Below are 23,954 nucleotides of genomic sequence, written 5' to 3' on the forward strand. Positions count from 1 at the left end.
TCAGCGTCTCTTGAGATAGCCGCTGCTGGAGCTGCGACGTTGAGGGAGGCGTACGACCGGCTGCGGTAGAGCTGCCGGGGTTGGTACAGGATCAGGTTTAGGTTCTGGTGATTCCATTGCTGACTCAGAAGCAATGACTGGCAGCGAAACTTCCGAGGAAGCAGTTGGTACTTTTTCAGCAAACAACTCAGCCTGAGCCAGCGCCTGGGCAACTCGGTCCCAGTCACGCTCTTTGTAACGATCCAGCCCCAGGTAATGGGCCATTGCCAGGCAATACACCATCAAGTCCAACGCTTCGTTACGCTCGGACTTGCCCTTGATCCACTCGGTGACCGGCTTGCCTTTCACGTAACGCGTCATTCGGCGTTCAGCCACGCATTGCGCAAAAAAGTCATCGGGCAAATCTTTCGCAAAGTGCAATGCACCAGGACCGCTTTCAAACGGGTAACGGTTATAGATCCAGTCTTTGGCGGTATCAGTCCCAACGATCCAAAGCTCGGCGCCGTTTCGTTCGGTTTGGCCACGCCACGTCACATCGACCATAGAGGGCCGCTGGGCAATGGGTGGTTTGCCAGGCTTGCTCGCACCTTTGATTGCAAACACATTGCGCCATCGCCGCAGACGGCAGAACTGGTACACCTCATTTGTGTGGTGCCCCCCGGTGTCGATAGCAGTGGCCAAAATCGACAACCCCACGCAGCATGGATGCCAATAACGCGACTTCAATTTTTCATCCAGCGCGGACCAGGTGCGATCATCTGAGGGATCACCCATGATGACTTGGTGATCGATGATCCATCGCTCTAACCCCACGCCCCAGCCCATCACCATGAGTTCAAGCCGGTTGGCCTGCACATCGACCGAAGCTGTCAGCATCAAAGCACCTTTCGGTACAGAGCCAAGTACATAGTCTTCCTGCAAGGCACGGGCCTGGAGAACGCTCGCCTTGGTCTGCTCCTGAGTACTGTCCCAGACCTTGGCCAACCGTGTGTTGAAGAACACCTGCATGGCTTCCAGATCACCACTGGCCTGTTTCACGATGGCCTCGTCGTAGTCCTTGGCCATTGATAACCAGCTGGTCCAACCCAAGGGCGCATACAGAGCATTAAGGTGGAACCCTACAGTTTCGCCATCCCCTTCAGCGTGAGAACGCCACTCGCCCTGGGCCAACATTTCGCCTTTGTGGTGTTCTTCAATCAGCGCACCGCAATCAGGGCCGCTGCAGAGGTACTCAATACGGCTGTAATCCTCCGTGTATTTGAGGTTCTCCCATTCAAGAATTTGCATGTGCCGGCAATGAGGGCATGGCACGTAGTAGTAACGCTGGTCGCTGATCGCAAATAGATCGGCAATGCGTGAAGCACCTTTCAGCGTGGGCGAGCTTGAGAAGTAGAACTTGGCCTTCCTGCCAAACGTACTGCCCCGAATTTCGGCCAGTTTTACCGGATCACCTTCGTTGCCTACGTCGACCTCCCAACGGTCAATCTCATCTCCATAAATAAACCGGGCGGCCAGCTCCGCAAGGTTGGCGGCGGAGCCTGCAGTAACTGCATACAGAGTGCCGCCCTCAAACTCCTTGGTGTCCTGAGTATTCTTGGCATCGCGCGACCTCGGCGCAGCCACTCTTTCGCGCAGCACGGGGGTGGCGTCGATGGTCTTGCTTATCCGGGATGAAACCCGCGACGCGAGTTTGAGTGTGGGGAGTAGCGTCAGAATGTTCGACGGCGACATGTGGATCAGGGCACCAATCCAGTTCAGCGCTATCTGGGTTTTCATCAACTGCGAAGCCACCATCGTAACCACGCGTTTGCAGGGGTGAGCCGGTGACAAACAGCGCATGGGCTCCCGGGCGTATGGAGTGCGGGCGGTTCGATATTGACCTGGCTCAGCAGCACCGACACTGCGAGGAATACGCATGTACTCGTCTGCCCATTCATCAACCCAGAGGTCTGGGTCTGGACGCAAGCCACGGTAATACGCCAAACGGTAAACCTCCGTTCCGTCAGCGTATGGAAAGTGCATAAGATCAGCTCTTGGTGAGTGCTCGGGAAAGATCACTGATGGACATGCGTTCAGCGTCTTCAAGCGTTCTGCGGATAGAAGTAGTCAGGTGTTTTTCGATTTCCCAAGGATCGGTCATCGCAACCAATTCAGAGGCAATCTGCGGTGGCAGTCCGAGAAGAAGGTCCCGCAGCATGCGGCCTGCTTCAAAGGCCGCCTTATCAACCACACTCGCCTCCACTAGGGAGCCGTTTTCTTTTCGGACCTGGGCTTCGATCTGTTCCGCCTGAGCGTGTTCACGACGTGCCCGGGAACGCTGGTAGTCAGGAATAGACGGAAGCGAGGCGTTAGCCGGAGGGTGAATCGGCGCAGTAGCTGGAGCACTGGCCTGCTTGTCCTGAGCATGACGAGCGCTCACACCAGCCTTGCTGGGGTCACGAGTCATCGCCAGAAACTGTTCACTGCCGTCAACATCCACAAGGCCTGCTTCATTCAAAACCAGACGATCATTTTGAATCAGCTTGCTGATGTGTTGTTTGGACCAACCCTTCAGTTCGCCGTATTCCTTACGTGTCAAAAACGCCATGTGGTCGTCCCTTTTAATATCGAGTCAACTGGTCAACCAGTCAACTGTGGTCAACTAACTTTGAAACCCAGCCACTAACGATTTCCCGCGGGTTTCCTGCCCCGTACCCGTGGAAAATGCCCAGGGTCCCCGGCAGAATTTGAGAGACGAGAATTACTCTGATTGGTCGGAACGGGGTGGGGGTTCACAAACCCCGAGGCGCTTGGCGGCCCAGCGCTCGTAAAGGCCGATGGCAACGTCTGCCCCGGCCATCGCCGTGAGGCAGCCCACCGCCGATGACGCCCAGATTGATACGCCGTTGGCATGCAGCAGCATCATCGTGGACAGCCCGCAGCCGATACAGGCACCTGACCGCAAGGTAAGACGCCGCACCAGTGACCAACCCCGGGCACCATCCTTGTCCGCTCGCCACATCTCACCCGACACCCCACCGATCAAGGACAGTGCAATCACCAGCCAGACGGGCATATCTGCTAATGCTTGTTGTTCGTTAGTCATGGCTGCTCTCATTAGGGTCTACTGCATACGAATAATTTGATCTTTTATGTGAGAGCTTCCACATGTCTGTACTAAACGTTTTGGTTTCGATATCTACGTTAATTCTATTTCTCATAGGTGTTGCCACATTCATGATGCTTTGGGTAAGAGCATCAGACGAAGACAAAGCCAAGTGGCAAAAGCTGCGTAAGCTGATGGGGAAAAAGGTTTACCGATTCTGGACGTACGTTTCATCAATAGTCCTCATCGCACAAGGCGTATGGAAAATCGTCGCGTTTCTTCAATCATCTGACCCTGTCACGCGGGTAGACATTGTGATGCTGTTGGGGAATGTCTTCAGCCTCGCGGTATTCACAGGGGTAGCCTTGGCTGTCTACGTGTACTGGGCTCTCCAAGACAAAGCCGAAGCCAACTAAGCCCCTATCCATAAACGCAAAAACCCGGCGCAATGGCCGGGTTTAGTGGTGGGTGTCGGCCGCTCTCTGCGGTCGCACCTATCGAAGATGACTACTTTTTACAGGTCGATTCCGGTGGCAGCAAGCGGGTTTTAATGCCACCGGTGAATAAGTGGGTTAGGCAGCTGAACGCCCGGGGAATGTCGGCGAATATATCGCCCCGGCTAGCGCTTTTGGGGGGTGTCTGCCCTGCCCCACTGCTCTGGTTCAAGGTGGGACAAAGGAGAGCGCCTAAATCAAAGGCTGTGCCCCACTGTCCTACTTCTTTTACTTTTTCCTCGTATATAGAAAGATTATTAAGAACACGCATGCGCGTGAAACGCGCGTATTGCTGCCCGCTATGCTCACATGGGCGAGGGGCATTTACAGGTGGGACTGTGGGACAGCCCAGTGACGGCGCGGCCTGTGCGTGACCCACTGCCTTGCAAAGCAGTGGGACGCGGTGGGCCAAGACAAGGACGATGGTTGGAGTGGTGCCAGGGATCACGCAGCCTTCCCCATCAGCAAGCCAGCAATGCACAGGTGCGCGTCGTGCAGACGCTGGTAGTAGGTGTCACGACTGCAACCGCAGTGGGTGTACTTCTGCGACAGGAAGCTGTCGTGGTTGCAGTAGTGTTCGCGCACCACCACCGACAACTGCGGCGGCAGGTGTTTATTGACGATCAACTCAATGTCGGCCGACTCATCGAGCAGTACCCGACTGCCCCGCGTGCCGCGAATCAGCTCGCCCTTGGTTTCCATCAGCATGGCAATCATGTTGCCGCTGCCTGTACCTTCAGGTGCTGCGCTGTGCAGATCCTCTGCCCAGAGTTTGAGCATGGCGTCGATGTGCTTAATCAAAGCAAGGCTCCTCGATCTTCTGCACCTGCAGGGCTGACTGGCCGCCCCAGTTATCAGGCTTCTTGTAAGCCCAGGGACGCTGCCCGCTTTTGGCCAGGGCTGGCAGGCGCACACGACGCCATCCAAGCCGGTGCATGATCGCGCCGACGCGCATCTGCTCGGGCTTGCCCCAGTGGCCGAAGTCGAGTTTGAGCGCGCTAGCCAATACCTCACTGCCGCTGGTGGTTTCGCCGATCTGTGACTCTTCCAGCCAGGTCAGGATCGGGCCTTCCCACTCATCCACCACAAAACGCTCGTCCTGGGCTTCGGAGAACATCGCGGTTTCGTCACGGTTGACCCACCAGATCTCGCCTGCCTCATAACAAAACATCGCCTCGGCCCAGAGCTGGTCGCGGATCTCGCGCAGCTGCTCGAGGTCGACCTTGGTGCAGGCCACCGGCCAATAGCGGCGGTTGCCGGTGGCGTCCTTGAGGTATTCGTCCTGGTTGGTGGTACCCACGAAAACACACTGGCGTGGCACGTCATTGGTTCTGCGGCCATAGCTTTCGCGGTAGGTGTCGGTGGATGCCGAGAAAAACTGCTTGGCCTTGGTGCTTTCGGCCTTGTTGAAGCTGTCCAGCTCGCCCAGTTCGATGATCCATTTGCCACGGATCGCCTGAAAGCCGTCCTTGTCGCCCAGGGCAAACGGCGTATCCATAAACCAGTCACCGCCAAGGATGCTCATGGCCGTGGACTTGCCTTCGCCCTGCCCGCCTTCAAGGATCATTACCGAGTCAGCTTTGCAGCCCGGCCGCATTACCCGTGCGACCGCCGAGATCATCCAGCGCTTGCCGACCTTGGCGCTGTAACCGCTTTGGGCCACACCCATGACCGTGGTCAGCCAAGTATCGAGACGCGGCACCCGGTCCCATTCGAGCTTGTTCAGGTAGTTGCGAACCGGGTGAAATGAGTTGTCGTGGGCCACAACGCTGACCGCCTCAATCACGCTGGAGGCTTTGACGCGCAGATTGTATTGCTGGGCCAGCCACTTCATAACGCGTATGTCATCGATATCACCCCAGTCCCCGGTGCCGCCGCCATAAGGAGGCGTACGCAATTTGACGATCTTGGAGCTGAAAGCGCTGAAGCTGATAACGCCTGCCCAACGCTCATCGTTGCCCAATATCAGTTCAATGTTCTGCATGTGTGCGATCAAAGAGCCGTTTTCAGTGCGGGCCAGTTGATCTTTCCAGCCACCAGCTGCGGGTGGTTTGACGACCGCCAATACCTGCCTGCGAACAGCGTCCAACCCTTCGGAACAATGCAGGTCGTTGAAGTCGGTCCACTTGATCTCGCGCTCGCCTGAAAAGACCGGACCAACCACCTGGCCGCCAACGATCAAAGCGGCGTTGCTACCCTTTTCTTCACCAGGGTTCCAAGGCTCACCATTGGGGCTCTTGGTTTTCCAGTCATCGTCTCGACACACGATCAAAGCGCGGCCTGGGAAACGTTCGCGCATGGCCTTGGCCACCACGCTCAAATTACCCGCGTCAAACGCGATGGCCACCGTCAACGAGGTGGCCATATGCAGGCTTGCGCCGGTGGCGTAGCCCTCACAGACCAGTACCGGTTCGCCCGGTTCAGGGTGCGGGCCAATAAGGTGGAAGGCACCCACTTTGGACATGCCGTAAGGCCAGTAGGATTTATCTCGGCCGGTATCTGCCTGCTTCTCAGGGTAGATGACCTGAAGTCCGATGATCTCATCCCGTACATTGCTCATCGGGACCAGCACCGCACCGGAGCGCGGGGCGTAACGCACGCCCATGCCGACGATCTGCTTGCGATCCAGATAAGCGCTACGGCCCTTCTCCGGCATGCGCTTGAACAGGCCAGATGCGCGATTGGCAGCACGGCGTGCGGCGTTCGCGGCAATCTCGGCGGCGCGGCGTTTACCTTCCTCCTGACGAGCGCGCATCACGTCGCGTTCTTCCTGGCTCATGCGGCCGGCCTTGACCTTAATCTTGTTGCTGTCGCCCGAACGCCAGTCACCGAAGCTGCCGAAAATCAGCGTTTCGTTTTTCTCGGTGCGATGCTCATGGATCACATACCAGCCGTTTTTCTCTTTGCCCTTGTCCTGCGTGGTCTTGCAGCGGGTCAGCTTGCCGAACGTGAGTGGTTGCGCAGGCTCAAGGCCGTGGTCAGCGAATTGACCGAGAACGTCATCGAGCATAACGGGTACCTATTTGTTCATTCAGTTGTTGGCAGGCTGCACAGCGCGTGCAACTGGTGACGGCCAAGCGGCGGGCCAAGGGAATTGATGAATCGCAGTCCACGCAAAACTCGTAAGACTCAAACACCTGCTGCGCTTTGCGCGCGGCCAGTGCTAGGTCAATACGCTCCTGCACCAGGTCATTAGCAAAATCTGCGATATCAGCCACGGTCAGCACCCCGCGTAGTCGAGTTGACGTAGCAGGCGCGATTGAACATGCCCAGTAGCCCCTGAATACCGCGGAACACCTGCAGGCGGATCTCGGCCAGTTCGCGGTCGTTGACCACCCCGTCGCCAATACTCTTGGCCCAGGTGTCGGCCAGATCTGCTACCTGACGGAAATACACGGCAAGACCAGTGGTCAGCGTCTCGGGCATATCGTCGGTATAGGCCTCGGCCAGTTCCTGCCATATCGTGTCCCCCACCAACGCATGCACTGCATCCAGGATGCGGCGGTCTTTGGTCAGCTCCAGGATCTCGGCGAATTCTTGAACATTCACCGTGTGGCTTGGGTGGGTCGGAGACAGCTTGTGCTGCAACGTGGTGGGATTGCGGCCGGTGGTGGCGGCGATGGCAGCAGCGCCACCCGGATAGTCTCGGGCAGCGTGGTAAAGCGCCAAATCGAGCGGCAGAATTTCGCGGCGCGCTCGTTGGGTGCAACTAAGAGCAATACGGCTCATGGCATTAATCCTTGAATGTTGCCAGTGCCGCGCGGCGTGCTGTGGTGGTACATTTGCCGCGTGGCTTGAAAGTGCCCAAAAGCCGGCGAGGTCCGCAAGACCAAAACCGGCACCGTGCCGAGGCAAGCGATCCGTCGCTCACCTCTGGCGCAACAGCTGCCAGATCTGTGGTGGAGAAGGCAGCAACCCAAAGCTTCCGAGCCTTGGAAAGCGCGGTTAAGGGAGGCGGAATTGCATGTGGTGTGCCCGCCTACCTTGACCGCGACCCGTCGACACTGTGGTGGTGTGTGCCGGGAGGAACTGGGCGGCCTTATTGGTCGCCTTTTTTCTTTCTAGGCCGCCTAAGTTTCCGTGACGCCGAAGTGATCAAGAACCTCAGCGAGCGATACACGGCCTTCACTTTGGTGGGTCAATGACCTGATCAGCGAAACGCTTGGGTCTTTGCTGGCGTACTTAATATGCAAGCGAAGGTAGTTGACCGCGATCTTGCAACGCCCGGCGTAAGCCTGCTGCGCTTCTGAATCTAAGCTTTCGATGTAGTCACGCAATTTCATGTGGTGTACCTCCGGGATACGCAATTTAACCATAAAGGTTAATTTTTGCAATACCAATAAGGACATTCACCCCATAGGTTAATCTGGGCACAATCAAGGCATGAGAATTTCAGATACCCGCCTGCACAATTTCCGCCACATCCTGGCCGAAAAAAAACTACGCCTGATCGACATTGCTGAGCTGCTCGGCAAAGCGCCTGCTCAAGTGAGCGCATTCGGCGGGAAGAACCCAACAAAAGGAATTGGCGATCAAATTGCGCGTGAAATTGAAAGAGCCCTCAGCTTGCCGAATGGCTCGCTCGACATTCCTCATGGTTTCGCAAACTTCGATAACGGCTCTGTATTGGGCTATACCGGCAGGAAGCTGCCAGTGATCGGCTCAATTGCTGCAGGTGCCTGGTGCAGTTCTGAAGAGAATTTTGATCCTCGCGATGCCGAAGAATGGATCGAAGCACCGGGGCCAGTGGGGCCACGTGCATTCATCCTCCGCGTTGAAGGTATCAGCATGGAGCCCAAGTTTATGGAAGGCGATAAGGTTGTTATCGATCCATCTCTTGACGCTTTCCCTGGGCATTTTGTTGCAGCCAAGCGCACCCGCGACGAGGCTACAACACTGAAGCAGCTGAAACAGGAAGGGAACGAGCTGTATCTGTACGCGCTCAACCCTGATTGGCCAGAGCGCATTATTCGGATGACTGAAGACTGGAGTATTTGTGGGCGGGCCAGATGGAAAATTTCAGATCTCTAACTCATGAATTTGTTAAAGTGCAAAAGGAAATAGCACATGAACTTCATTATCCAACAGAAAGACCAACTTAATGACGACTTGTGGATACACGCCGAAAGCTTTCTTTTAGTCCCAATCAACTGGAATGATCAAGGTTACAAGACACAATACAGCCTTTTTCATCTAGGCAATCCAGACTCGATGAAAAGAGAGTATATCGGCTCGGTTAAAATCCTCAAAATTAACCAGAAAGCAAATTTTGAACACGTTCTAGTCAATAATTTCGAAAGCCTAGACGACAGCTTCATATCTTTAGGCCAAACTTTAGACTACTACCAACGAATTGCCGAGCTACCGCCACAGATAGGCCAGCAACTCCTAACATCTTTAAACGACACCATTAACAACCCCGAACTCAAAAAACCATTTGTGTTTAGCCCAGGATGGCATGAGTCCATTTTTCGCGAAGTGAGTGATCCTGGCGAGTTCTCAAAGCTCGCCACATCAATCTTAAACAAAAACTTCAAATCCCTCACTAGCAACAATCTAGAATTCTCATTTAAAATGAGCGACTGGGATAGTGAAATTTCGTTCAAATTTGGCAATGAAGAACTCGAGCCCAGAGCTAGCGCAATACTCACCAATAGAATCATCTCGATTATTGGAAGAAATGGCTCAGGTAAAAGCACTCTACTGTCACGTATCGCTCGAGTTGCACATGCATCTGAAGATGACAGGCAAGACCCGTCCCTTGCCAAGCTCGGAACAATAACCCCACCTAGCATTGGCTTTCCTCGTATAATAACAATTTCTTATAGCCCATTTGACAGTTTCAAAGTCCCTGGAATAAAAAGCCAAAATTCCGAATCAAATATATTCCTCAGCCTAACCGAAAAAGAAAAAGAGAGAGAGAAAGAAACATTCCGACGCAGAGAAAGAAACCAAATCGTACATGAAATGAATTCTGGCACAGGTAGATTTGTTTTCTGCGGATTAAGAGACATAGCCAAAGAAGCTATAAGCAACATAGAAAATACAACTTCATTAAACAACCCCTCATTTGATCGAGAAATTAAAACTTCACCGCGCCCGCTTGAAGCTATGGCAGGTGAATTCTCTAAGAATCTAAAAAAAATATTACTTACTGATGAGGATGCAGACCTTTTCGACGAGGCGCTACAGCACATTGAGTACGAGAACACCTTTGGTTACGACGAAGCATTATTAAGTATAAGCACCCTAATGAGTCAAGATATTGAAAACACTTTCATGTCTTGGAGTACAGGCCATAAAATTGCAATGCAAATGCTAGCTAGTTTAGTAGCCCATACAACTCAATCATCTCTTGTCCTAATTGACGAACCAGAAACTCACTTACACCCCCCTCTTCTTGCTGCCTTAATGCACGCAATACGGAACATACTAGATAGAAAGAAAGCATTTGCAATTATCGCCACCCACTCCCCAATAATACTACAAGAAACCCTTAGAAAAAGTGTTTACATAATAAATAGAGACGAGAATACAACCGAAGTCAAACACCCTGAAATTGAAACGTTTGGCGAAAGCATTGGATCTTTAACAACTCAAGTTTTTGAATTAAACTCTAGATCTACAGATTTCTATAAAACCCTAAGAACACTATCAGCCACATACAGTACTGTTTCAGAAGTCGAAGCGCTTTTCGTACCCTATGGAATGAGTCCTCAGGCGCGCGCCTTTGTAATCGGCTGCTTCGCCAAGAGAAAAATGTAATGTGGAACATAAAATACCCTGACAATCTTAGTACCAAAGCCACATTCGAAATTGCATTTCCAAAAAACAAAATACACTGCAAAATAAATTCAAAACATAGCGATATATATCAACTTTACAGCTTGTACATAAAAAACCGGGCCATTCCCAGCACCGCACTATCAGGTGGAAATATTGCAAGCAACATCCTAGATGCCATCTTTAACTCCTACAACCTGACACAAAAAGGCAGATTACTTGAAGATGTCAGAAAAACACTAAAAAAAATGGCACCAAATAACAAATGCACATATTGCGGAATAGGAAGACCGAACACTCTCGACCATTACCTGCCGCACACAGAATATAAAGTTTTCTCTATACATACGCATAACCTTGTACCGTCCTGCCAAGAATGTAATAGAAAAAAGAGCACTACTGCTAGTACAAATATAAATGAGCAATATCTCCATGCCTACCTACATACACTTCCTAACACTACAATTTTGCAGGGTGAGCTAGAGATATTAAATCCTGGATTTCTTTTTAGATTTTCAATAATTGGAGGAAACCCAAACTGGGACTACCTCATAGATAAGGCAAAGTTTCAATTCAAGACACTCGAATTAGATAATGATTTCCAAGAGGAGGCAAACACCTTCATGTTCGACCAGCGTGTTTCTTTTGAGAAGCTTTTTGCTCAAGGGGATCTGAATGACCATTTGGCAAAAAATTATCTACTAGCCATTAAAGGCTACGGACTAAACCACTGGAAGACTGCAATTTGGAGAGCTCTCCTTCTCTCTGTAGATTTCTGTACAAAAGGACCGGCTAGGCTGTACTGACCAAAATGGTTATGCATTTGACAAATTAACCTTTAGGGTTATTATTTGCCTCACTCTCCCACCACAGAGCGAGGCACATCATGCACACCACAGCAACCCTGCACGTCCACCCAGCGTGCGCCAGCAACCGTCGACTGATTGAGCAACTGCAAGCCACCACCGGCCGCTTGGTCATCCTCCACAACCACAAACCCCGGCTGGTCCCGCACAGCAACCGCCCTGCCCCGTTCGATCCAAACAACGGAGGGCATGCAGCATGAACCGGTTTTCTTTGGCTGATAAAACCCTTCGCCTGCTGGCTGCGCAGGTCAACTTGAACGGCACGTTTAGCCACTCGTGCAGCTTCAAAAATACCAACCTGCGGTTGATCTTCGTGCTACAGGTTGAGCACGGCTCCTCTGGCACGCTTTTCACCATTGTTTCCGGCGAAGAGAAGCACAGCCTGACGGTTTACGACCCCGACAAAGACACACACCTAGTACTCGCTGACTTTATAGAGTCCATCGCCAACGGCCGCATGGACACTGCCAAGCCAGCAACACCGCGCGTGCGTGCTGAATCTGTCGATTGCGGCCAGCTACTGGATGCCAATCAACAAGAGCTGCTGCAGCAACTGGTGCGCAAAGGTGGCTCGTTGTTGCTCGATGTCGGTCTGGATGAAGCTGTCAGCTTGGCAGTTCATCGCACACAGAGCCGTAAAGGCATCACGGCGATTCTGGTCGCCGGCGACAGTTGCCTGCGCACTCAGTGCTTTACCGCTTATGGCGACGACCAGCACAGCTTTAGCCGCCTGCTGCAGTCGCTCGATCACTTGGTCGCGTCGGCAGCTCCTGCCGCGCTCGCAGCCTAGGGGGTGCTATGGAACGCACCCTCGCCAAAGCAGCTGCGTGCCTGCGCACTACCCGGCCAAAACTGATCAAGTTGATGCGCGAAAAAGGACTACTTAACGAGCGCAACTTGCCCGCCTTCCCGGTTCGGGACCGCGAGTATTTGCGGGTCAAGGACAGCAATTGGTTCCACGCTGAACTCGGCATGCAGTACAGCCAATCAACCCGGGTACGTCAGCCCGGTATGGCTTGGCTGGCCAAGCAGTTGGACCTGGCCCTTCCAGCAATTCCGGATGATCACCGTGACGTGGCCTAGGGAATATGCTCGGCAGATCGTGGCCATGCCGACACGCGAGGAGCGCAACGCTGCGCTCCTAGAAGTGCCGGAGCATTTTCGCGAACTGACCAAGCGCCACTGCCTGAATGCCTGGAACCACCCGGCCCGCCTCCACCCTAAACCGAGCACGCCAGCCCATGAGTAATGCCAACCAAAGCCCGCTACGGCTGCTGCCAGCACCGGATGCGGACACCGTAGAGCTGCTGTACCGAAATTTCGGTGACGTGCTGATCCCCCTCGACAAGCTGCGCGCGCAGTACTTCCGCCACCTCAACGAGCAGTCCTTTGCGGCAGAGATCATCAGCGGCCGGATTCAAATACCCGTGATCACGCTCGACAGCAGTCGCAAGGCGCCGAAGTTCGCTCACATCCGCCACGTTGCCGCGCTAATTGATATTCGTGCCTACAAGGCTGATGAGGAGCTGGCCAGACCGCAAAGCGACTCACCGGATAAAGACGACTAGCCAAGCGCTGCCACCACCAGCGCCGCACCAGGAGCACACCACATGACCCCTACCCAGATCAGTGCGCTGATCTTTTTGATATTGAACGCGGCCTTGCTCTATTGGCTCGGCTACCGCAACGGCCTGGCCGATGGCCGCAAGCATCAACCTGAACCTCGCACCCGGAGAAAAGCGGCATGACGCACTCACTGACAAATCGCTTGCTCCTACCCGCTTTGCTCCGCAAGACCAGTGGTATCGACACGCCTGTAAAAAACAGTCTCTGCTGCGCAGCAGCAGGCATTACTAAAGCTTTTCGCGCCACTGCGGGGGTGCTTATACCCCACACAAAGCTGCGCGAGGCAGCGCCCATTGATGCCCCGCTAAACGCTCAAAATCGCCCGCCCGCGCAGCTTGTGGTGGGGTATACGCACCAAACGACCCCAATTGCACCTGTATCAACAGCCGACACTCAGACGGTGGGCCTATGAATACTCAATTTCTACTTCTAGCGCAGTATGGCGGCCAGGCCATCATCCCCCTTGAGAGGGTGTGCACTGATTACTTCAGCCATCTGACGCCCGAAAAGATGAAAATGAAAGTCGCAGCAGGCCAGATTGACCTGCCACTTGTAGCAATCGAACGAAGTCAAAAGTCAGCACGCGGGGTTCACCTTGCCGATCTAGCTGCATATCTGGATGCCCAGCATGCACGCGCACGTACTGAACATGACAAACTGATGCGCAACTCTAGTCTTCGCCGCGCCTCTTAACTCTCTTCCGGGCCTCAATAATGGGGCCCGTTACTATCCTCTCCAACCAAGGCCAGTTTTCGTAAGGGTCGCCATCCCCTTTCAAGTGCGTATATCTACGCATCGAATTCCAATCCCGGTGGCCGGATACAAAGGCAACTTTCGGGATATCCCAACCCATCTCAAATAAACGACTCACCCCATCATGGCGAAGGTCATGAAAGTGCAGGTCTTCGATTTCGAGAAAGTGACAGGCACGCGTGAAGGACGCAGAAATGGAGCGGGAGTTGTAAGGGAAAATATCTTCCGCAACCCGCGGCATCGACTGCATGATTCGCCACGCCTCATCAGGTACATGGCACCAAACGTCATTGCCGTACTTCTGGCCTGGGTTCTTCATGTCGGTGACCAGAACCATCTGACGAGCTTCGTCCAGGGCATTCCATTTGATGCGAGTGATTTCTTCCTGCCGACGGGTAGAGAACAAGGCAAACGCGGTGACGCGCACCATGTCGATTTCTTGCTTGCGCCTATCGCGCATTTCGCTGAAGTACCCAAACAATTTGTCGAGCTCTTCAAGTGTGGGGCGACGGTTCCTTTCCTTGCTACGGGTAACCGCGCCCATCTTGCGCAGAACCTTGCGGGCATCCGGCATGGCCATTGGATCTATGTCATAGCCCCAGGCCGGCCGCGCCACAGAAAGCACCGCACCTAAATGAGCCAAGTCATTGCCCACGGTCTGCGCCTGAATACCGTCATTCATCATTCGCCCATCAGCGTACTCAACCAGTTTCTGACTGGTGATCTCTCTATCCTCTAGTTTGCCCAGCCAGGTCTCACTGATAGCTTTGAGCGTGGCGCGCTTGGTCTTCCCTAGCGGCCTCAGCTTTTCGTACTCCAAAAGGTAGCGCTCGATCATCTCCTTGACCGTAACACCTGATCGATTGGCCTTCTCGATTGCTCCAGGAACTGACATTTCAGTTTCGACACGTTTGATCCAAGCCTGCGCGGTCGCCTTGCGGTCGAACGTCTGGCTTTCCTGATAAACTGTCACACCCTTTTGCATGATGCGGATCTGCGCGGTGTAACCCGTCGATCCATCCTTGCGCTTGCGAACGGTGATAGTGCCCATGATTTTGCTACACGAATATTCGGATTTGCTACATTGTAGCAACGAGCATTCAAAAACAAGCAAAAACAGCGGTAAACAGTAGTGAACGAGAGTTGCCCGAATGCCCACCAAACCCGCAGAAAACCTAGGCTCCGCAGTGAATCCAGTATCTAGGAGGTTTTCTGTTGCGCCCATGATGGATTGGACCGACCGCCATTGCCGTTTCTTCCTGCGCCTGCTCTCCAAGAACGCCTTGCTCTACACCGAAATGGTCACCACCGGTGCGCTGATCAATGGTGATGCCGACCGCTTTTTACGTCATGACGACACTGAGCACCCGCTGGCCTTGCAACTGGGCGGGAGTGTTCCGGCCGACTTGGCCGTTTGCGCACGCATGGCTCAGCAAGCAGGTTATGACGAAGTGAACCTGAATGTCGGCTGCCCCAGCGATCGAGTGCAGAACAATATGATCGGCGCTTGCCTGATGGCACACCCGGCGCTGGTAGCCGATTGTGTCAAGGCCATGCGCGATGCAGTCTCTATCCCGGTCACGGTCAAGCATCGTATCGGCATCAACGGCCGCGACAGCTATGCACAGTTGTGCGATTTCGTCGGTACGGTCCGTGATGCCGGTTGCACCAGTTTTACTGTGCATGCGCGTATCGCCATTCTCGAAGGGCTGTCGCCAAAAGAGAATCGCGATATCCCTCCCCTGCGCTATGACATCGCCGCACAGTTGAAAACCGATTTCCCTGAACTGGAGATCATTCTCAACGGCGGGATCAAGACCCTTGATCAATGCGAGGAACATTTGCAGGTGTTCGATGGTGTGATGCTCGGCCGCGAGGCCTATCACAACCCGTATATCCTGGCCGAGGTCGATCAACGCCTGTTTGGCAGTTCTGCGCCTGTCATTTCGCGGGCACACGCGCTGGCTCTGTTGCGCCCTTATATCTCTGCACATTTGGCTGCGGGTGGTTCAATGCACCACATCACGCGGCATATTCTTGGGCTGGGCCAGGGGTTCCCTGGCGCCCGGCGTTTCCGTCAGTTGCTGTCCGTGGATATCCATAAGGCCAAGGACCCGCTGGCATTGCTGGATCAGGCCGGGGAATTGCTGGAAGGCCGCTAAATACCAGGCGCCGGGGCGCTCTATTGGCCTGCATGGTTACTGCCTGCAGGCCACTGGTTTTACTATCGAGTTGCATCGACGCAGGCATAACTGCCGGCATCTTCTACATCGCCCTTGCCCACATAACGGGCCACCTGCGGCCAGGCGCACAGGGGACGAGTACGCACGACCTCGCCATCTTCAACTTTTGATGCAACGATGCGCTGCGGCGCCACGCCGTGCTCCACCCAATTGTCGATAGTGGCCAGCTTGTCGAAAGTGTCGCAGCCAGCCCCGCCATAGCAATGGCCCATACCCGGGATCAGGAACAGGCGTGCCGAAGCCTGCGCCGCAGGGCCCGAGTCACGCAGCAGCGACTGGTAGTAGTCGATCAGTTCCTGGCCGTTATGAAAGTCATTCCAGCCCACATACAACAGCAGCTTGGCTCCCCGGTCGAAAAACGGCGCAAGGTCGCTACCTACATGCAACAGCGGCCCGAGCTTGCTCACGGCCTCGTTCACGGTCTTGTCCCAGTCAAGGGTCGTCCAGTCCCAGTCCGGGTCCTGGAAAGCCGCGTACTTGAACAGGTCCAGGGCCACCGGGAACGCTTTGCCATCGACAAAATCACCTAGCAGGCGTTCATTGCCCTTGGCCACGCCGGGGAAAATCACCTCCTGGGTTCGCGGGTTGATCGGGCCCCGATAGAGCTGTTTCATCAGTTCGACCTGCCCCGCTGTCAGGCAGTCGGCCGTCTCGGCTTCCTTGCACAGCAATTGTTCAGGCTCGAAGTCACAGTGCTGCGGGTCGTCGATAAACCCCTGCTTGAGGCCAATCGGTGAGGCGCAGGCCTTGAGTGCGGCCTGGCTGATCATCTCGAACTTGGCTTTAGTCATGTTCAGGTCACGGTTGCGCCCCAGCAGCCAGCCGGGCCAGAGCTGGGCGGCATTGAACTTGACCAGCGGATTGGGCGGCGCACCGGCGACGATGCCATCATAGTCATCGGGAAAGCGCCGGGCTTCGATCAGGCCTTCAAGGCCACCCAGCGAGCAGCCAACCCAGTACGCGCGGCTGGCCGGCTTGCCATAGTAAGCCTTGACCAGATCCTTGGCATGCACCGTCATCAAGTGGTCAGCACGCCAGGCATAGTCGATCAGTTTCTCCGGGTGGCCGAGGGCGAACCGTCCGCCCTGGCCCTCTTCTGTGCTGCTGTCGTGACCGGTATCTGTGGCCACCGTGGCGTAGCCCTGCTCAAGTCCAGAGAGCATGGCCGGGTACATCATCGCCCCGCCCCAGCCAAAGTTGCCCACACCGAGCAACTTGCCGTTCCAGCCCTTGAGCGGCAACCACACTTCGATCTTGATGTCTGAATCGCTGCTGGGCGCAAGCGTGGCCGCCACCTTGCAAAAGGCCGGGTTGGGCCCGATGGCGGCGCGCCCTGCCGGGTTCATGCCGGAGAAACTGGCCAGCCGCGTCAGCGGGTTCTGCGGCATGGAGTACTGCCCCGCGGCAATGACCCGGGCCTCGGTGATGGTCGCATCGGGCAAGGCCCTGGCGGCCAGGGCACTGCAGGCATCTTCGGCACGGGCCGCCGAGGCCATTGCCAGGGCTAGCAGACCCAGGGCGATAGCCCCGCGGGGCGTTGAGCTGTTTGGTTTCATTGGGGTATCCCTGCCGTTGAATCACGCTCGAGAACAGACGCCGGGCGCAACCGATCAATGAATGCGCCACCACGACCTTAGTTGCATCGTGAAGAAGTTCAAGGCACGACATAGTCCACCTGATGCCTGGCAATCCGCGAATCGCCCAGTTCCCGACGTACCCGCAAGTGCTCGGGGTGGGTGGCATAAGCAGCCAAGGCCTCATGCGAGTCGAACTCGCTGTAGAGCACGACATCACAGGCATAGTCGATGCGGCTGACATCAACCCCGACCTCTATTTTCAGCAGCCCCGGTATCAACCCGGCAAGGCCTTCGAAACGCTCTTTGAGCAGCAGGCAGGCCTGCCGATTCCTTTCCAGCGTGTCCCCTGCAAGGTTCCACATCACAATATGTTTGATCATTGCAGTCTCCCTGCGGTGTCATCCATGCCCGGCATATCAACCCTTGTTTTTCTGGTAAACGTCCACGAACACTGCCGCCAGCAATACAGCACCCTTGATCATTTGCTGGTAATCGATACCGATACCCATGATCGACATACCATTATTCAGCACGCCCATGATGAATGCGCCGATCACCACGCCCACCACCTTGCCCACACCGCCGGATGCCGAGGCACCGCCAATAAACACGGCAGCGATCACATCCAGCTCAAAGCCGGTGCCACCGCGGGGTGTCGCGCTGTTGAGGCGGGCGACAAAGATCAGCCCCGCCACAGCGGCCAGCACGCCCATATTGACGAAGGCGAAGAAGGTTACCCGTGAGGTATTGATGCCCGACAGCCTGGCTGCCTTGAGGTTGCCGCCGACCGCATAGACCCAGCGGCCGATCACGGTACGGTTCATGATGAAGGTGTACAGCCCGATCAATACACTCATGATCACCAGTACCGTCGGAATGCCGCGATAGGTGGAGAGCAGGTAACAGAAGTACACCAGCAGGCCGGCAACCAGGCCGTTCTTCAGCGCAAACATGGCCAGGGGCGCAACATTGCCGCCGCTGTTCTGGATACGCGCACGGCTGCGGTATTCGATCACCCAGAAGGTCACGGCCACGGCGATCCCCAGCAACAATGAGGTGATGCGCAGATGCTCATGGGCAAAGAAGTCTGGAATGAACCCCGAACTGATCGCCGCAAATTCTGGCGGAAACGGACCGATTGATTGCCCCTGGGAAATGGCAATCGTGGCACCGCGAAAGATCAACATGCCAGCCAGGGTCACGATAAAAGACGGCATGCCCCAGACCGCTACCCAGTAACCTTGCGCCGCACCAATCACGGCACCGGTAAACAGGCAGATCACGGTGACGGTGAAGAAATCCAGGCGATACTGGACCATCAGCACCGCCGCGATGGAACCGACCACGCCCACCACCGAGCCCACCGACAGGTCGATATGCCCGCACACGATCACCATCAGCATGCCTAACGCCATGACCACGATATAACTGTTTTGCAGCAGCAGATTGGTCAGGTTGAGCGGCTGCAACAACGCCCCGCCAGTGGCCACCTGAAAGAACACCATGATCACGATCAGCGACAACAACAGGCCGTATTCACGGGCGCCGCGCTTGAACGCTGTCAGGGCATTGGCCCTGGATGAGAGAGACATACTGGCTTCGCTCACTGGATCACCTCATTTCTCATGATTGCGTGCATGATTTTTTCCTGCGATGCCTCGGCTATCGCAAACTCGCCCACAAAACGGCCTTCATTCATCACATAGATACGGTCACAGGTTCCGAGCAGTTCCGGCATTTCCGAAGAAATCATCACCACGCCTCGCCCCTCACTGACCACCTGATTGACCACCCCATAAATTTCGTACTTGGCCCCCACGTCGATACCGCGGGTAGGCTCATCAAGGATCAGTACCTTGGGGTTGGCAAACAGCCATTTGCCCAGCACTACCTTTTGCTGGTTGCCACCCGAGAGTTTTTCCACCGACTGAGTCACGTCAGCGCTGCGGATACGCAGACGTGAGCGGTACTCCACTGCCACCGCCGTCTCGGCCAGCTCGTTCATCACCCAACGGCTGGACACTGCAGCCAGATTGGCCATGCTGGTGTTGCGCGTAATGCTCTCCCCCAGCACCAGGCCCGCGCCCTTGCGATCCTCCGTGGCATACGCCAGGCCCTGATCGATCGCCTTGCGCACGTTGCCCAGGTCGACCTCACGCCCTTCCAGCAGCGCCTTGCCGCGAATGTTCACACCATAGGAACGACCAAAAACACTCATGGCAAACTCGGTACGCCCGGCCCCCATCAAGCCGGCAATGCCCACCACTTCGCCACGGCGCACATGGAAGTTGACGTTGCGGATACGGTCGCGCTCAGGGCGCGCCGGGTCGCCCACTGACCAGCCCTGGACCTCAAACAGAACCCCGCCAATCGCAGCCACCCGCGCGGGATAACGGTCTGACAGTTCGCGACCGACCATGGAACGGACCACCCGCCCCTCATCGATGCCGACATCACGACAATCGATGACATCGACTGTGGTGCCGTCACGGATAACCGTGATTTGGTCAGCGACCCGGCCAATTTCGTTGAGTTTGTGCGAGATGATGATCGAGGTGATGCCACGACTCTTGAGCTCCAGCATCAGCTTGAGCAGCGTATCGCTGTCCTTTTCATTGAGGCTGGCAGTCGGCTCGTCCAGGATCAGCAAGCGCACATCCTTGGCCAGGGCCTTGGCGATCTCCACCAATTGCTGCTGACCAATACCCAGATTGCCTACCAGGGTTTGCGGCCGGGTATCGAGGCCAACCCTGGCCAGCAAGTCATTCGCGCGCGCATGGGCCTGATGCCAATCGATCACCCCGTGGCGAGAGATCTCATTACCCAAAAACAGGTTTTCGGTGATCGACAGCATCGGCACCAGCGCCAGTTCCTGATGAATGATGCAGACCCCCAGCGCTTCACTGTCGCGTAAGTCCTGAAAGCATCTGGGCGAACCATCGAAGTGGATTTCGCCCTCGAAACTGCCGTGGGGATAAACGCCGCTGAGGATTTTCATCAGCGTCGATTTGCCCGCGCCATTTTCTCCGCAAATGGCGTGGATCTCGCCGTCGCCCACTTTGAGGTTAACCCCGCTCAACGCCTTGACCGCGCCGAAGCACTTGCGGATGTTGCGCATGTCGAGAATCGTTTGGCTCATTTTCGCTCTCCTGTCTGGCGGCTGGCCGCAGACAACGCAATCAACTAGCGCAACTGCTCAAGGGTGTAAAAATGGGTGTCGTCGACCAGCACTTTTTGCCAGTTCTGGTTGTCGACCAGCTGCGGGATCAGCAGTTGGGTCGGAACGATCATCGAGCCGTTGTCATAGGAGGTGCTGTCGTTGACCACCACGGTCTTACCGCTCAGTTCGGCATCCATCATGTCTGCCGCGGCTTGAGCCAGTGCGCGGGTGTCCTTGAAAATCGTCGAGCTCTGCTCGCCACGAATGATGGACTTGATGCTGGAGATTTCCGCATCCTGCCCCGTCACAATCGGCATCGCCGACTTGCCGTTGCCGTAGCCCACGCCGCGCAGGGATGACACCACGCCATTGGCGATCTGGTCGTTCATGGCCAGCACCGCATCCAGGTGGGCAGTGCTGTAAAACGCGCTCAACACGTTGTCCATGCGCGCCTGGGCCAGGGCACCGTCCCAGTTGAGGGTGGCGACCTTATCCATGTCTTGCTGGCCGCTACGCACAACCAGCTTGCCACTGTCGATATACGGCTTGATTTGCGACATCACGCCGGCGTACACCACATGGGCATTGTTGTCGTCGGTGGAGCCGGCAAAAATCTCCAGATTGAACGGGCCCTTGCCCTGCTTCAATTCCAGGGCTTTGACCAGCGACTCACCCTGCAACACCCCAGTGCGGTAATTGTCGAACGTGACGTAGTAATCAAAATCCTTGGAATTGCGGATCAAACGGTCATAGGAAATGACCTTGATCCCCTTCTCCCGCGCCTGTTTGAGCACATCGGCCATCGTGGTGCCGTCAATCGGCGCAACGATCAGGCCCTTGATGCCCTTGACCATCATGTTTTCGATTTGCGACAGCTGAGTCGGGGCTTCGTACTGGGCATATTGCAGGTCAGTGTCATACCCCAGCTTTTTCAGCGAATCGACGATGTTGCTGCCATCGGAAACCCAGCGCGCCTCGGCTTTGGAGGGCATGGCAATGCCGATGGTGCCTTTGTCACTGCTCTCGCTTTTGGAGCAGGCACTGACGGCCAACCCCAGTACCACGGCTGCTGCAAGCTTGATGATGGTGTGCATAACGTCCTCTCTTTCTTGTTGTTGTGTTTCTCAGGGACGCAGCGGCCCTATCGGCTCGAATAAATCGAGCCGAAGGGGCACTTCGCGTACCGGGACTGCGCAGGTTTTACAACGCCAGGTGAACTTCCTGGCCGTTAGCATCGGCGGACTCGAACAGGGCTTCGAGGATCACGTTGATGTCATGCGCCTGTGTGGCAGGCACCGTCGAAGGGCTGCCGGTGCGCAGCGACCGGGTGAAGGCTGCGGCCTCGCGGTCGAAGTACACCGGGTTGCCGATTTCGGCGATTTCCGGGGAGTACACGGTTTTGCGCACTGCCCAGATTTCCGGAAAGCTGTTTTCGTTCCAATGCGTCCAGCCTTGCTGATGGCCGTTCTTGCCATCGTGGTAGAGCTTGTACGAGGCCGGCATCGGCGTGGAATGCATCACCCCGTGGGTGCCGTAGGCGGTAATGTCCCAGCTCTCGGTCCAGGGCATGGGGTCCCAGGACATAAAGTCGATGGTGATCAGCTTGTCGTCGTAGTTGAGTACCGCACCGACCGCATCTTCACGCGCTGACTCGCTCATCTGCCCGGCGAACTTGCTGATCCGCGCATTGACCGAGCGCGGTTTGCCAAAGTGCAGCAGGATGCGGTCGATGGTGTGGCAACCGATCACATAAAAAGCCCCGCCACGGTCACCCGGCTGTTTCATGTGGTTGGTATCGGCCTCATCATGGGAGCAACCAGCGTGGGCACGCACCTGCAACACCTTGCCGATTTCACCGCTTTGCAGCACTTGCTGCATCTTTTCAACCGACGGCGCGTAACGCCAGCAGTAACCAACCTGAAACAGCCCGCCGGTACGCTCGACCGCGTCGACAATGCGCCGGGTGTCCTGAGTGCCACGCCCGGCCGGTTTCTCGCACAGCACCGCCTTGCCAGCCTCAAGGGCGGCAATGGTCCACTCGGCCATCAGGTAGCTTTTGGGGTGTACCAGCACCACATGCACATTGGGGTCGGCGAGGATTGCTTCCATGCTGCGGGCCTGCAGGCCCAACGCTTCGCAGAACGGCGCCAGCAGCGGGCTGTCATCATAGGCCCCGAGAAACTGCACGTCGGCCATGCGCTTGAACGCTTTTACCCGACCCGAGGTGTGCGGGTGAGTGATCCCCAGGCATGCCACGCCAATGGGGGTGCCACTCTCAAGTTGGTAGGACATAACGGTTCTCCTGATGTTCTGGTGTAAATATCCGAATCAATGAGGTGGCCTCAGAGCCTGACTGCACGCCCGGTCTTGACCGACTCTACGGCGGCATCGGCCAACTGCAGCGCCTTGAGCCCGTCCTGTACGGTGGTTGGCATCGGTTTTTTGTGTACCAGTGCATCGATATAAGCATCCAGCTCGGACTTGTAGGCTTGCTGATAACGCTCAAGGAAGAAGTTCAGCAACGGCTCGCGCGCATCGGTCACGTCCTGGCTCCAGCGGCGAATGGTGGTCGCACGCAGGTTATCCATCTGCAGCATGCCGGTTGAGCCAAACACTTCGATACGCTGGTCGTAGCCGTAGACCGCCTGGCGGCAATTGTTGATATGGCACTGCTTGCCGGATGCCGTTTGCATCTGCACCATCGCGGTATCGTAGTCGTCGTATTTCTCCATCAACGCCGGGTCAATCAGACGGCTGGCAATGGCCGTCAGCTCGACCGGTTCTTCGCCCAACAACCAGCGGCCGATATCGAGGTCGTGGATGGTCATGTCACGGAAAATGCCGCCCGAATGCTCTATGTAGTCTTCCGGGGCCAGGCCCGGGTCACGGCTGCTGATGATCACCTGGCGCACTTCACCGATATCGCCGGCGTCAATGGCCGCACGCATCTGGGCAAACGTACTTTCGAAACGACGGTTGAAGGCCAGCATCACACGGCCATTCAGACGCTCCACCTCCTCCACTGCCGCCAGGCTCTTGGCCATGTCCAGGTCGATCGGTTTTTCGCACAATACCGCCTTGCCCTGGCGTACCGCACGCAGCATAAGGTTGATATGGGTGTGGGTCGGGGTGCCAATCACAATGGCGTCGACATCGGCCCGGTCAATGGCCGCTTCACAGTCGGTCATGGCTTGCGTGCCAAGCTCATCGGCCAGGCTGGCAGCGGCATCGGCGAAGGGGTCTGCGACCACGACCAGGGTTGCGAATTTGCTGGCTGCCACGTTGGCTGCGTGAATCTTGCCGATACGACCGGCGCCGAGAACTGCGATACCCACCATAGTTGTCTCTCCTGAAAACGCTATTGTTC

The 23,954-nt window shown here is 55.7% G+C and carries 28 protein-coding genes; 11 read left to right on the plus strand and 17 right to left on the minus strand.

All coding sequences use genetic code 11. From position 1 onward, the window contains the following. The 3 genes from AB3G35_RS17130 to AB3G35_RS17140 all read right to left on the minus strand — a co-directional run bounded on the left by AB3G35_RS17130 (position 1) and on the right by AB3G35_RS17140 (position 3,085). On the minus strand, positions 1 to 2,022 hold the full coding sequence (locus AB3G35_RS17130) for a phage terminase large subunit family protein (RefSeq protein ID WP_369781822.1): 2,022 nt from the start codon (positions 2,020 to 2,022) through the stop codon (positions 1 to 3). Positions 2,023 to 2,026: 4 nt separating this feature from the next. Further along, a complete protein-coding gene (locus tag AB3G35_RS17135) occupies positions 2,027 to 2,587 on the minus strand; it encodes a terminase small subunit (RefSeq protein WP_369781823.1) in 561 nt (186 codons plus the stop codon). Positions 2,588 to 2,740: 153 nt separating this feature from the next. Next, positions 2,741 to 3,085 (minus strand): phage holin family protein, encoded by a 345-nt coding sequence (locus AB3G35_RS17140; protein WP_369781824.1) that lies wholly within the window; start codon positions 3,083 to 3,085, stop codon positions 2,741 to 2,743. A 62-nt stretch (positions 3,086 to 3,147) separates the two neighbouring features. Here AB3G35_RS17140 and AB3G35_RS17145 point away from each other — a divergent pair, with 62 nt between their 5' ends. Next, on the plus strand, positions 3,148 to 3,501 hold the full coding sequence (locus AB3G35_RS17145) for a hypothetical protein (RefSeq protein WP_369781825.1): 354 nt from the start codon (positions 3,148 to 3,150) through the stop codon (positions 3,499 to 3,501). Positions 3,502 to 4,023: 522 nt separating this feature from the next. Here the strand turns inward: AB3G35_RS17145 and AB3G35_RS17150 are convergent. The 5 genes from AB3G35_RS17150 to AB3G35_RS17170 form a co-directional block, all read right to left on the minus strand. Further along, the gene (locus AB3G35_RS17150) at positions 4,024 to 4,380 is read right to left on the minus strand and encodes a hypothetical protein (RefSeq protein ID WP_369781826.1); all 357 of its coding nucleotides are present in this window, start codon (positions 4,378 to 4,380) and stop codon (positions 4,024 to 4,026) included. Continuing rightward, positions 4,373 to 6,589 carry a VapE domain-containing protein gene (locus AB3G35_RS17155; RefSeq protein WP_369781827.1) on the minus strand — a complete coding sequence of 739 codons (2,217 nt, stop codon included), beginning with the start codon at positions 6,587 to 6,589 and terminating at the stop codon, positions 4,373 to 4,375. Before AB3G35_RS17155 ends, AB3G35_RS17150 begins: the two co-directional genes overlap by 8 nt. Further along, positions 6,579 to 6,797, minus strand: a complete 219-nt coding sequence (locus AB3G35_RS17160) for a TraR/DksA C4-type zinc finger protein (RefSeq protein WP_339428894.1) — start codon at positions 6,795 to 6,797, stop codon at positions 6,579 to 6,581. The genes AB3G35_RS17155 and AB3G35_RS17160 overlap by 11 nt, the downstream gene beginning before the upstream one ends. Continuing rightward, positions 6,790 to 7,308: a phage regulatory CII family protein gene (locus AB3G35_RS17165; RefSeq protein WP_048383174.1), complete on the minus strand. Its 519-nt coding sequence runs from the start codon at positions 7,306 to 7,308 to the stop codon at positions 6,790 to 6,792. The genes AB3G35_RS17160 and AB3G35_RS17165 overlap by 8 nt, the downstream gene beginning before the upstream one ends. A gap of 341 nt (positions 7,309 to 7,649) precedes the next feature. Then, positions 7,650 to 7,862, minus strand: a complete 213-nt coding sequence (locus AB3G35_RS17170; RefSeq protein WP_369781828.1) for a hypothetical protein — start codon at positions 7,860 to 7,862, stop codon at positions 7,650 to 7,652. A 100-nt stretch (positions 7,863 to 7,962) separates the two neighbouring features. On the opposite strand from AB3G35_RS17170, the gene AB3G35_RS17175 reads away from it, so the two are divergent. Genes AB3G35_RS17175 through AB3G35_RS17185 form a run of 3 tightly spaced genes read left to right on the plus strand, consistent with a single transcriptional unit; the run spans position 7,963 to position 11,168 of the window. Continuing rightward, a complete protein-coding gene (locus AB3G35_RS17175; RefSeq protein WP_369781829.1) occupies positions 7,963 to 8,610 on the plus strand; it encodes a LexA family protein in 648 nt (215 codons plus the stop codon). Between the two features lie 36 nt (positions 8,611 to 8,646). Beyond that, entirely contained in the window at positions 8,647 to 10,344 is a 1,698-nt protein-coding gene (locus AB3G35_RS17180; protein WP_369781830.1) for an ATP-binding protein, read from the plus strand. Next, positions 10,344 to 11,168, plus strand: a complete 825-nt coding sequence (locus AB3G35_RS17185; protein WP_369781831.1) for an HNH endonuclease — start codon at positions 10,344 to 10,346, stop codon at positions 11,166 to 11,168. Before AB3G35_RS17180 ends, AB3G35_RS17185 begins: the two co-directional genes overlap by 1 nt. Positions 11,169 to 11,218: 50 nt before the next feature. Here the strand turns inward: AB3G35_RS17185 and AB3G35_RS17190 are convergent, their stop codons facing one another. After that, the gene (locus AB3G35_RS17190; protein ID WP_369781832.1) at positions 11,219 to 11,419 is read right to left on the minus strand and encodes a hypothetical protein; all 201 of its coding nucleotides are present in this window, start codon (positions 11,417 to 11,419) and stop codon (positions 11,219 to 11,221) included. Positions 11,420 to 11,424: 5 nt separating this feature from the next. Here AB3G35_RS17190 and AB3G35_RS17195 point away from each other — a divergent pair, with 5 nt between their 5' ends. From AB3G35_RS17195 to AB3G35_RS17220, 6 genes are all read left to right on the plus strand, one after another. Continuing rightward, positions 11,425 to 12,018, plus strand: coding sequence for a hypothetical protein (locus AB3G35_RS17195; RefSeq protein WP_369781833.1), 594 nt, complete (start codon positions 11,425 to 11,427; stop codon positions 12,016 to 12,018). Between the two features lie 8 nt (positions 12,019 to 12,026). Continuing rightward, a complete protein-coding gene (locus AB3G35_RS17200; protein WP_369781834.1) occupies positions 12,027 to 12,311 on the plus strand; it encodes a phage antirepressor KilAC domain-containing protein in 285 nt (94 codons plus the stop codon). A 25-nt stretch (positions 12,312 to 12,336) separates the two neighbouring features. Next, positions 12,337 to 12,477, plus strand: a complete 141-nt coding sequence (locus AB3G35_RS17205; RefSeq protein WP_369781835.1) for a hypothetical protein — start codon at positions 12,337 to 12,339, stop codon at positions 12,475 to 12,477. Then, positions 12,470 to 12,796, plus strand: coding sequence for a pyocin activator PrtN family protein (locus AB3G35_RS17210; RefSeq protein WP_048383167.1), 327 nt, complete (start codon positions 12,470 to 12,472; stop codon positions 12,794 to 12,796). The genes AB3G35_RS17205 and AB3G35_RS17210 overlap by 8 nt, the downstream gene beginning before the upstream one ends. Positions 12,797 to 12,838: 42 nt before the next feature. Beyond that, a complete protein-coding gene (locus AB3G35_RS17215) occupies positions 12,839 to 12,976 on the plus strand; it encodes a hypothetical protein (protein WP_369781836.1) in 138 nt (45 codons plus the stop codon). 286 nt (positions 12,977 to 13,262) lie between these two features. After that, the gene (locus tag AB3G35_RS17220) at positions 13,263 to 13,547 is read left to right on the plus strand and encodes a pyocin activator PrtN family protein (protein WP_150628501.1); all 285 of its coding nucleotides are present in this window, start codon (positions 13,263 to 13,265) and stop codon (positions 13,545 to 13,547) included. On the opposite strand, the gene AB3G35_RS17225 is transcribed toward AB3G35_RS17220, so the two are convergent. Then, positions 13,525 to 14,658, minus strand: coding sequence for a tyrosine-type recombinase/integrase (locus AB3G35_RS17225; RefSeq protein ID WP_369781837.1), 1,134 nt, complete (start codon positions 14,656 to 14,658; stop codon positions 13,525 to 13,527). The two genes, AB3G35_RS17220 and AB3G35_RS17225, sit on opposite strands and share 23 nt — an antisense overlap. A 100-nt stretch (positions 14,659 to 14,758) precedes the next feature. Between AB3G35_RS17225 and dusA the strand changes: the two genes are divergently transcribed. Beyond that, positions 14,759 to 15,769, plus strand: coding sequence for a tRNA dihydrouridine(20/20a) synthase DusA (gene dusA / locus AB3G35_RS17230; RefSeq protein ID WP_369781838.1), 1,011 nt, complete (start codon positions 14,759 to 14,761; stop codon positions 15,767 to 15,769). A gap of 62 nt (positions 15,770 to 15,831) precedes the next feature. Here the strand turns inward: dusA and AB3G35_RS17235 are convergent, their stop codons facing one another. From AB3G35_RS17235 to iolG, 7 genes are all read right to left on the minus strand, one after another. After that, positions 15,832 to 17,406: a tannase/feruloyl esterase family alpha/beta hydrolase gene (locus tag AB3G35_RS17235; RefSeq protein ID WP_369781839.1), complete on the minus strand. Its 1,575-nt coding sequence runs from the start codon at positions 17,404 to 17,406 to the stop codon at positions 15,832 to 15,834. A gap of 98 nt (positions 17,407 to 17,504) precedes the next feature. Next, the gene (locus tag AB3G35_RS17240) at positions 17,505 to 17,807 is read right to left on the minus strand and encodes a Dabb family protein (RefSeq protein ID WP_016781285.1); all 303 of its coding nucleotides are present in this window, start codon (positions 17,805 to 17,807) and stop codon (positions 17,505 to 17,507) included. Positions 17,808 to 17,843: 36 nt separating this feature from the next. Further along, complete coding sequence (gene mmsB / locus AB3G35_RS17245; protein ID WP_016781286.1) at positions 17,844 to 19,034, minus strand: multiple monosaccharide ABC transporter permease; 1,191 nt, start codon at positions 19,032 to 19,034, stop codon at positions 17,844 to 17,846. Further along, on the minus strand, positions 19,031 to 20,566 hold the full coding sequence (gene mmsA / locus AB3G35_RS17250; RefSeq protein WP_369781840.1) for a multiple monosaccharide ABC transporter ATP-binding protein: 1,536 nt from the start codon (positions 20,564 to 20,566) through the stop codon (positions 19,031 to 19,033). Before mmsA ends, mmsB begins: the two co-directional genes overlap by 4 nt. Positions 20,567 to 20,610: 44 nt before the next feature. Next, positions 20,611 to 21,681 (minus strand): multiple monosaccharide ABC transporter substrate-binding protein, encoded by a 1,071-nt coding sequence (chvE, locus tag AB3G35_RS17255; RefSeq protein WP_369781841.1) that lies wholly within the window; start codon positions 21,679 to 21,681, stop codon positions 20,611 to 20,613. Positions 21,682 to 21,787: 106 nt separating this feature from the next. Continuing rightward, positions 21,788 to 22,879 carry a Gfo/Idh/MocA family protein gene (locus tag AB3G35_RS17260; protein WP_106117472.1) on the minus strand — a complete coding sequence of 364 codons (1,092 nt, stop codon included), beginning with the start codon at positions 22,877 to 22,879 and terminating at the stop codon, positions 21,788 to 21,790. A gap of 50 nt (positions 22,880 to 22,929) precedes the next feature. Beyond that, a complete protein-coding gene (iolG, locus tag AB3G35_RS17265) occupies positions 22,930 to 23,925 on the minus strand; it encodes an inositol 2-dehydrogenase (RefSeq protein ID WP_016781290.1) in 996 nt (331 codons plus the stop codon). Between the last annotated feature and the right edge of the window lie 29 nt (positions 23,926 to 23,954).

The sequence above is a fragment of the Pseudomonas sp. WC2401 genome (assembly GCF_041200115.1).
GTDB lineage: Bacteria > Pseudomonadota > Gammaproteobacteria > Pseudomonadales > Pseudomonadaceae > Aquipseudomonas > Aquipseudomonas fragi.

Bases quoted from the DNA above. Each gene is read 5' to 3' on its own strand.
- AB3G35_RS17145 (WP_369781825.1), top strand. From the start codon at position 3,148: ATGTCTGTACTAAACGTTTTGGTTTCGATATCTACGTTAATTCTATTT.
- AB3G35_RS17195 (WP_369781833.1), top strand. From the start codon at position 11,425: ATGAACCGGTTTTCTTTGGCTGATAAAACCCTTCGCCTGCTGGCTGCG.
- AB3G35_RS17190 (WP_369781832.1), bottom strand. From the start codon at position 11,419: ATGCCCTCCGTTGTTTGGATCGAACGGGGCAGGGCGGTTGCTGTGCGG.
- AB3G35_RS17220 (WP_150628501.1), top strand. From the start codon at position 13,263: ATGAATACTCAATTTCTACTTCTAGCGCAGTATGGCGGCCAGGCCATC.
- AB3G35_RS17240 (WP_016781285.1), bottom strand. From the start codon at position 17,807: ATGATCAAACATATTGTGATGTGGAACCTTGCAGGGGACACGCTGGAA.
- AB3G35_RS17210 (WP_048383167.1), top strand. From the start codon at position 12,470: ATGAGTAATGCCAACCAAAGCCCGCTACGGCTGCTGCCAGCACCGGAT.
- AB3G35_RS17165 (WP_048383174.1), bottom strand. From the start codon at position 7,308: ATGAGCCGTATTGCTCTTAGTTGCACCCAACGAGCGCGCCGCGAAATT.
- dusA (WP_369781838.1), top strand. From the start codon at position 14,759: ATGCCCACCAAACCCGCAGAAAACCTAGGCTCCGCAGTGAATCCAGTA.
- AB3G35_RS17205 (WP_369781835.1), top strand. From the start codon at position 12,337: ATGCCGACACGCGAGGAGCGCAACGCTGCGCTCCTAGAAGTGCCGGAG.
- AB3G35_RS17200 (WP_369781834.1), top strand. From the start codon at position 12,027: ATGGAACGCACCCTCGCCAAAGCAGCTGCGTGCCTGCGCACTACCCGG.
- chvE (WP_369781841.1), bottom strand. From the start codon at position 21,681: ATGCACACCATCATCAAGCTTGCAGCAGCCGTGGTACTGGGGTTGGCC.
- AB3G35_RS17260 (WP_106117472.1), bottom strand. From the start codon at position 22,879: ATGTCCTACCAACTTGAGAGTGGCACCCCCATTGGCGTGGCATGCCTG.
- AB3G35_RS17155 (WP_369781827.1), bottom strand. From the start codon at position 6,589: ATGCTCGATGACGTTCTCGGTCAATTCGCTGACCACGGCCTTGAGCCT.
- AB3G35_RS17170 (WP_369781828.1), bottom strand. From the start codon at position 7,862: ATGAAATTGCGTGACTACATCGAAAGCTTAGATTCAGAAGCGCAGCAG.
- AB3G35_RS17135 (WP_369781823.1), bottom strand. From the start codon at position 2,587: ATGGCGTTTTTGACACGTAAGGAATACGGCGAACTGAAGGGTTGGTCC.
- AB3G35_RS17225 (WP_369781837.1), bottom strand. From the start codon at position 14,658: ATGGGCACTATCACCGTTCGCAAGCGCAAGGATGGATCGACGGGTTAC.
- AB3G35_RS17140 (WP_369781824.1), bottom strand. From the start codon at position 3,085: ATGACTAACGAACAACAAGCATTAGCAGATATGCCCGTCTGGCTGGTG.
- AB3G35_RS17185 (WP_369781831.1), top strand. From the start codon at position 10,344: ATGTGGAACATAAAATACCCTGACAATCTTAGTACCAAAGCCACATTC.
- AB3G35_RS17175 (WP_369781829.1), top strand. From the start codon at position 7,963: ATGAGAATTTCAGATACCCGCCTGCACAATTTCCGCCACATCCTGGCC.
- mmsA (WP_369781840.1), bottom strand. From the start codon at position 20,566: ATGAGCCAAACGATTCTCGACATGCGCAACATCCGCAAGTGCTTCGGC.
- AB3G35_RS17130 (WP_369781822.1), bottom strand. From the start codon at position 2,022: ATGCACTTTCCATACGCTGACGGAACGGAGGTTTACCGTTTGGCGTAT.
- AB3G35_RS17215 (WP_369781836.1), top strand. From the start codon at position 12,839: ATGACCCCTACCCAGATCAGTGCGCTGATCTTTTTGATATTGAACGCG.
- AB3G35_RS17180 (WP_369781830.1), top strand. From the start codon at position 8,647: ATGAACTTCATTATCCAACAGAAAGACCAACTTAATGACGACTTGTGG.
- iolG (WP_016781290.1), bottom strand. From the start codon at position 23,925: ATGGTGGGTATCGCAGTTCTCGGCGCCGGTCGTATCGGCAAGATTCAC.
- AB3G35_RS17235 (WP_369781839.1), bottom strand. From the start codon at position 17,406: ATGAAACCAAACAGCTCAACGCCCCGCGGGGCTATCGCCCTGGGTCTG.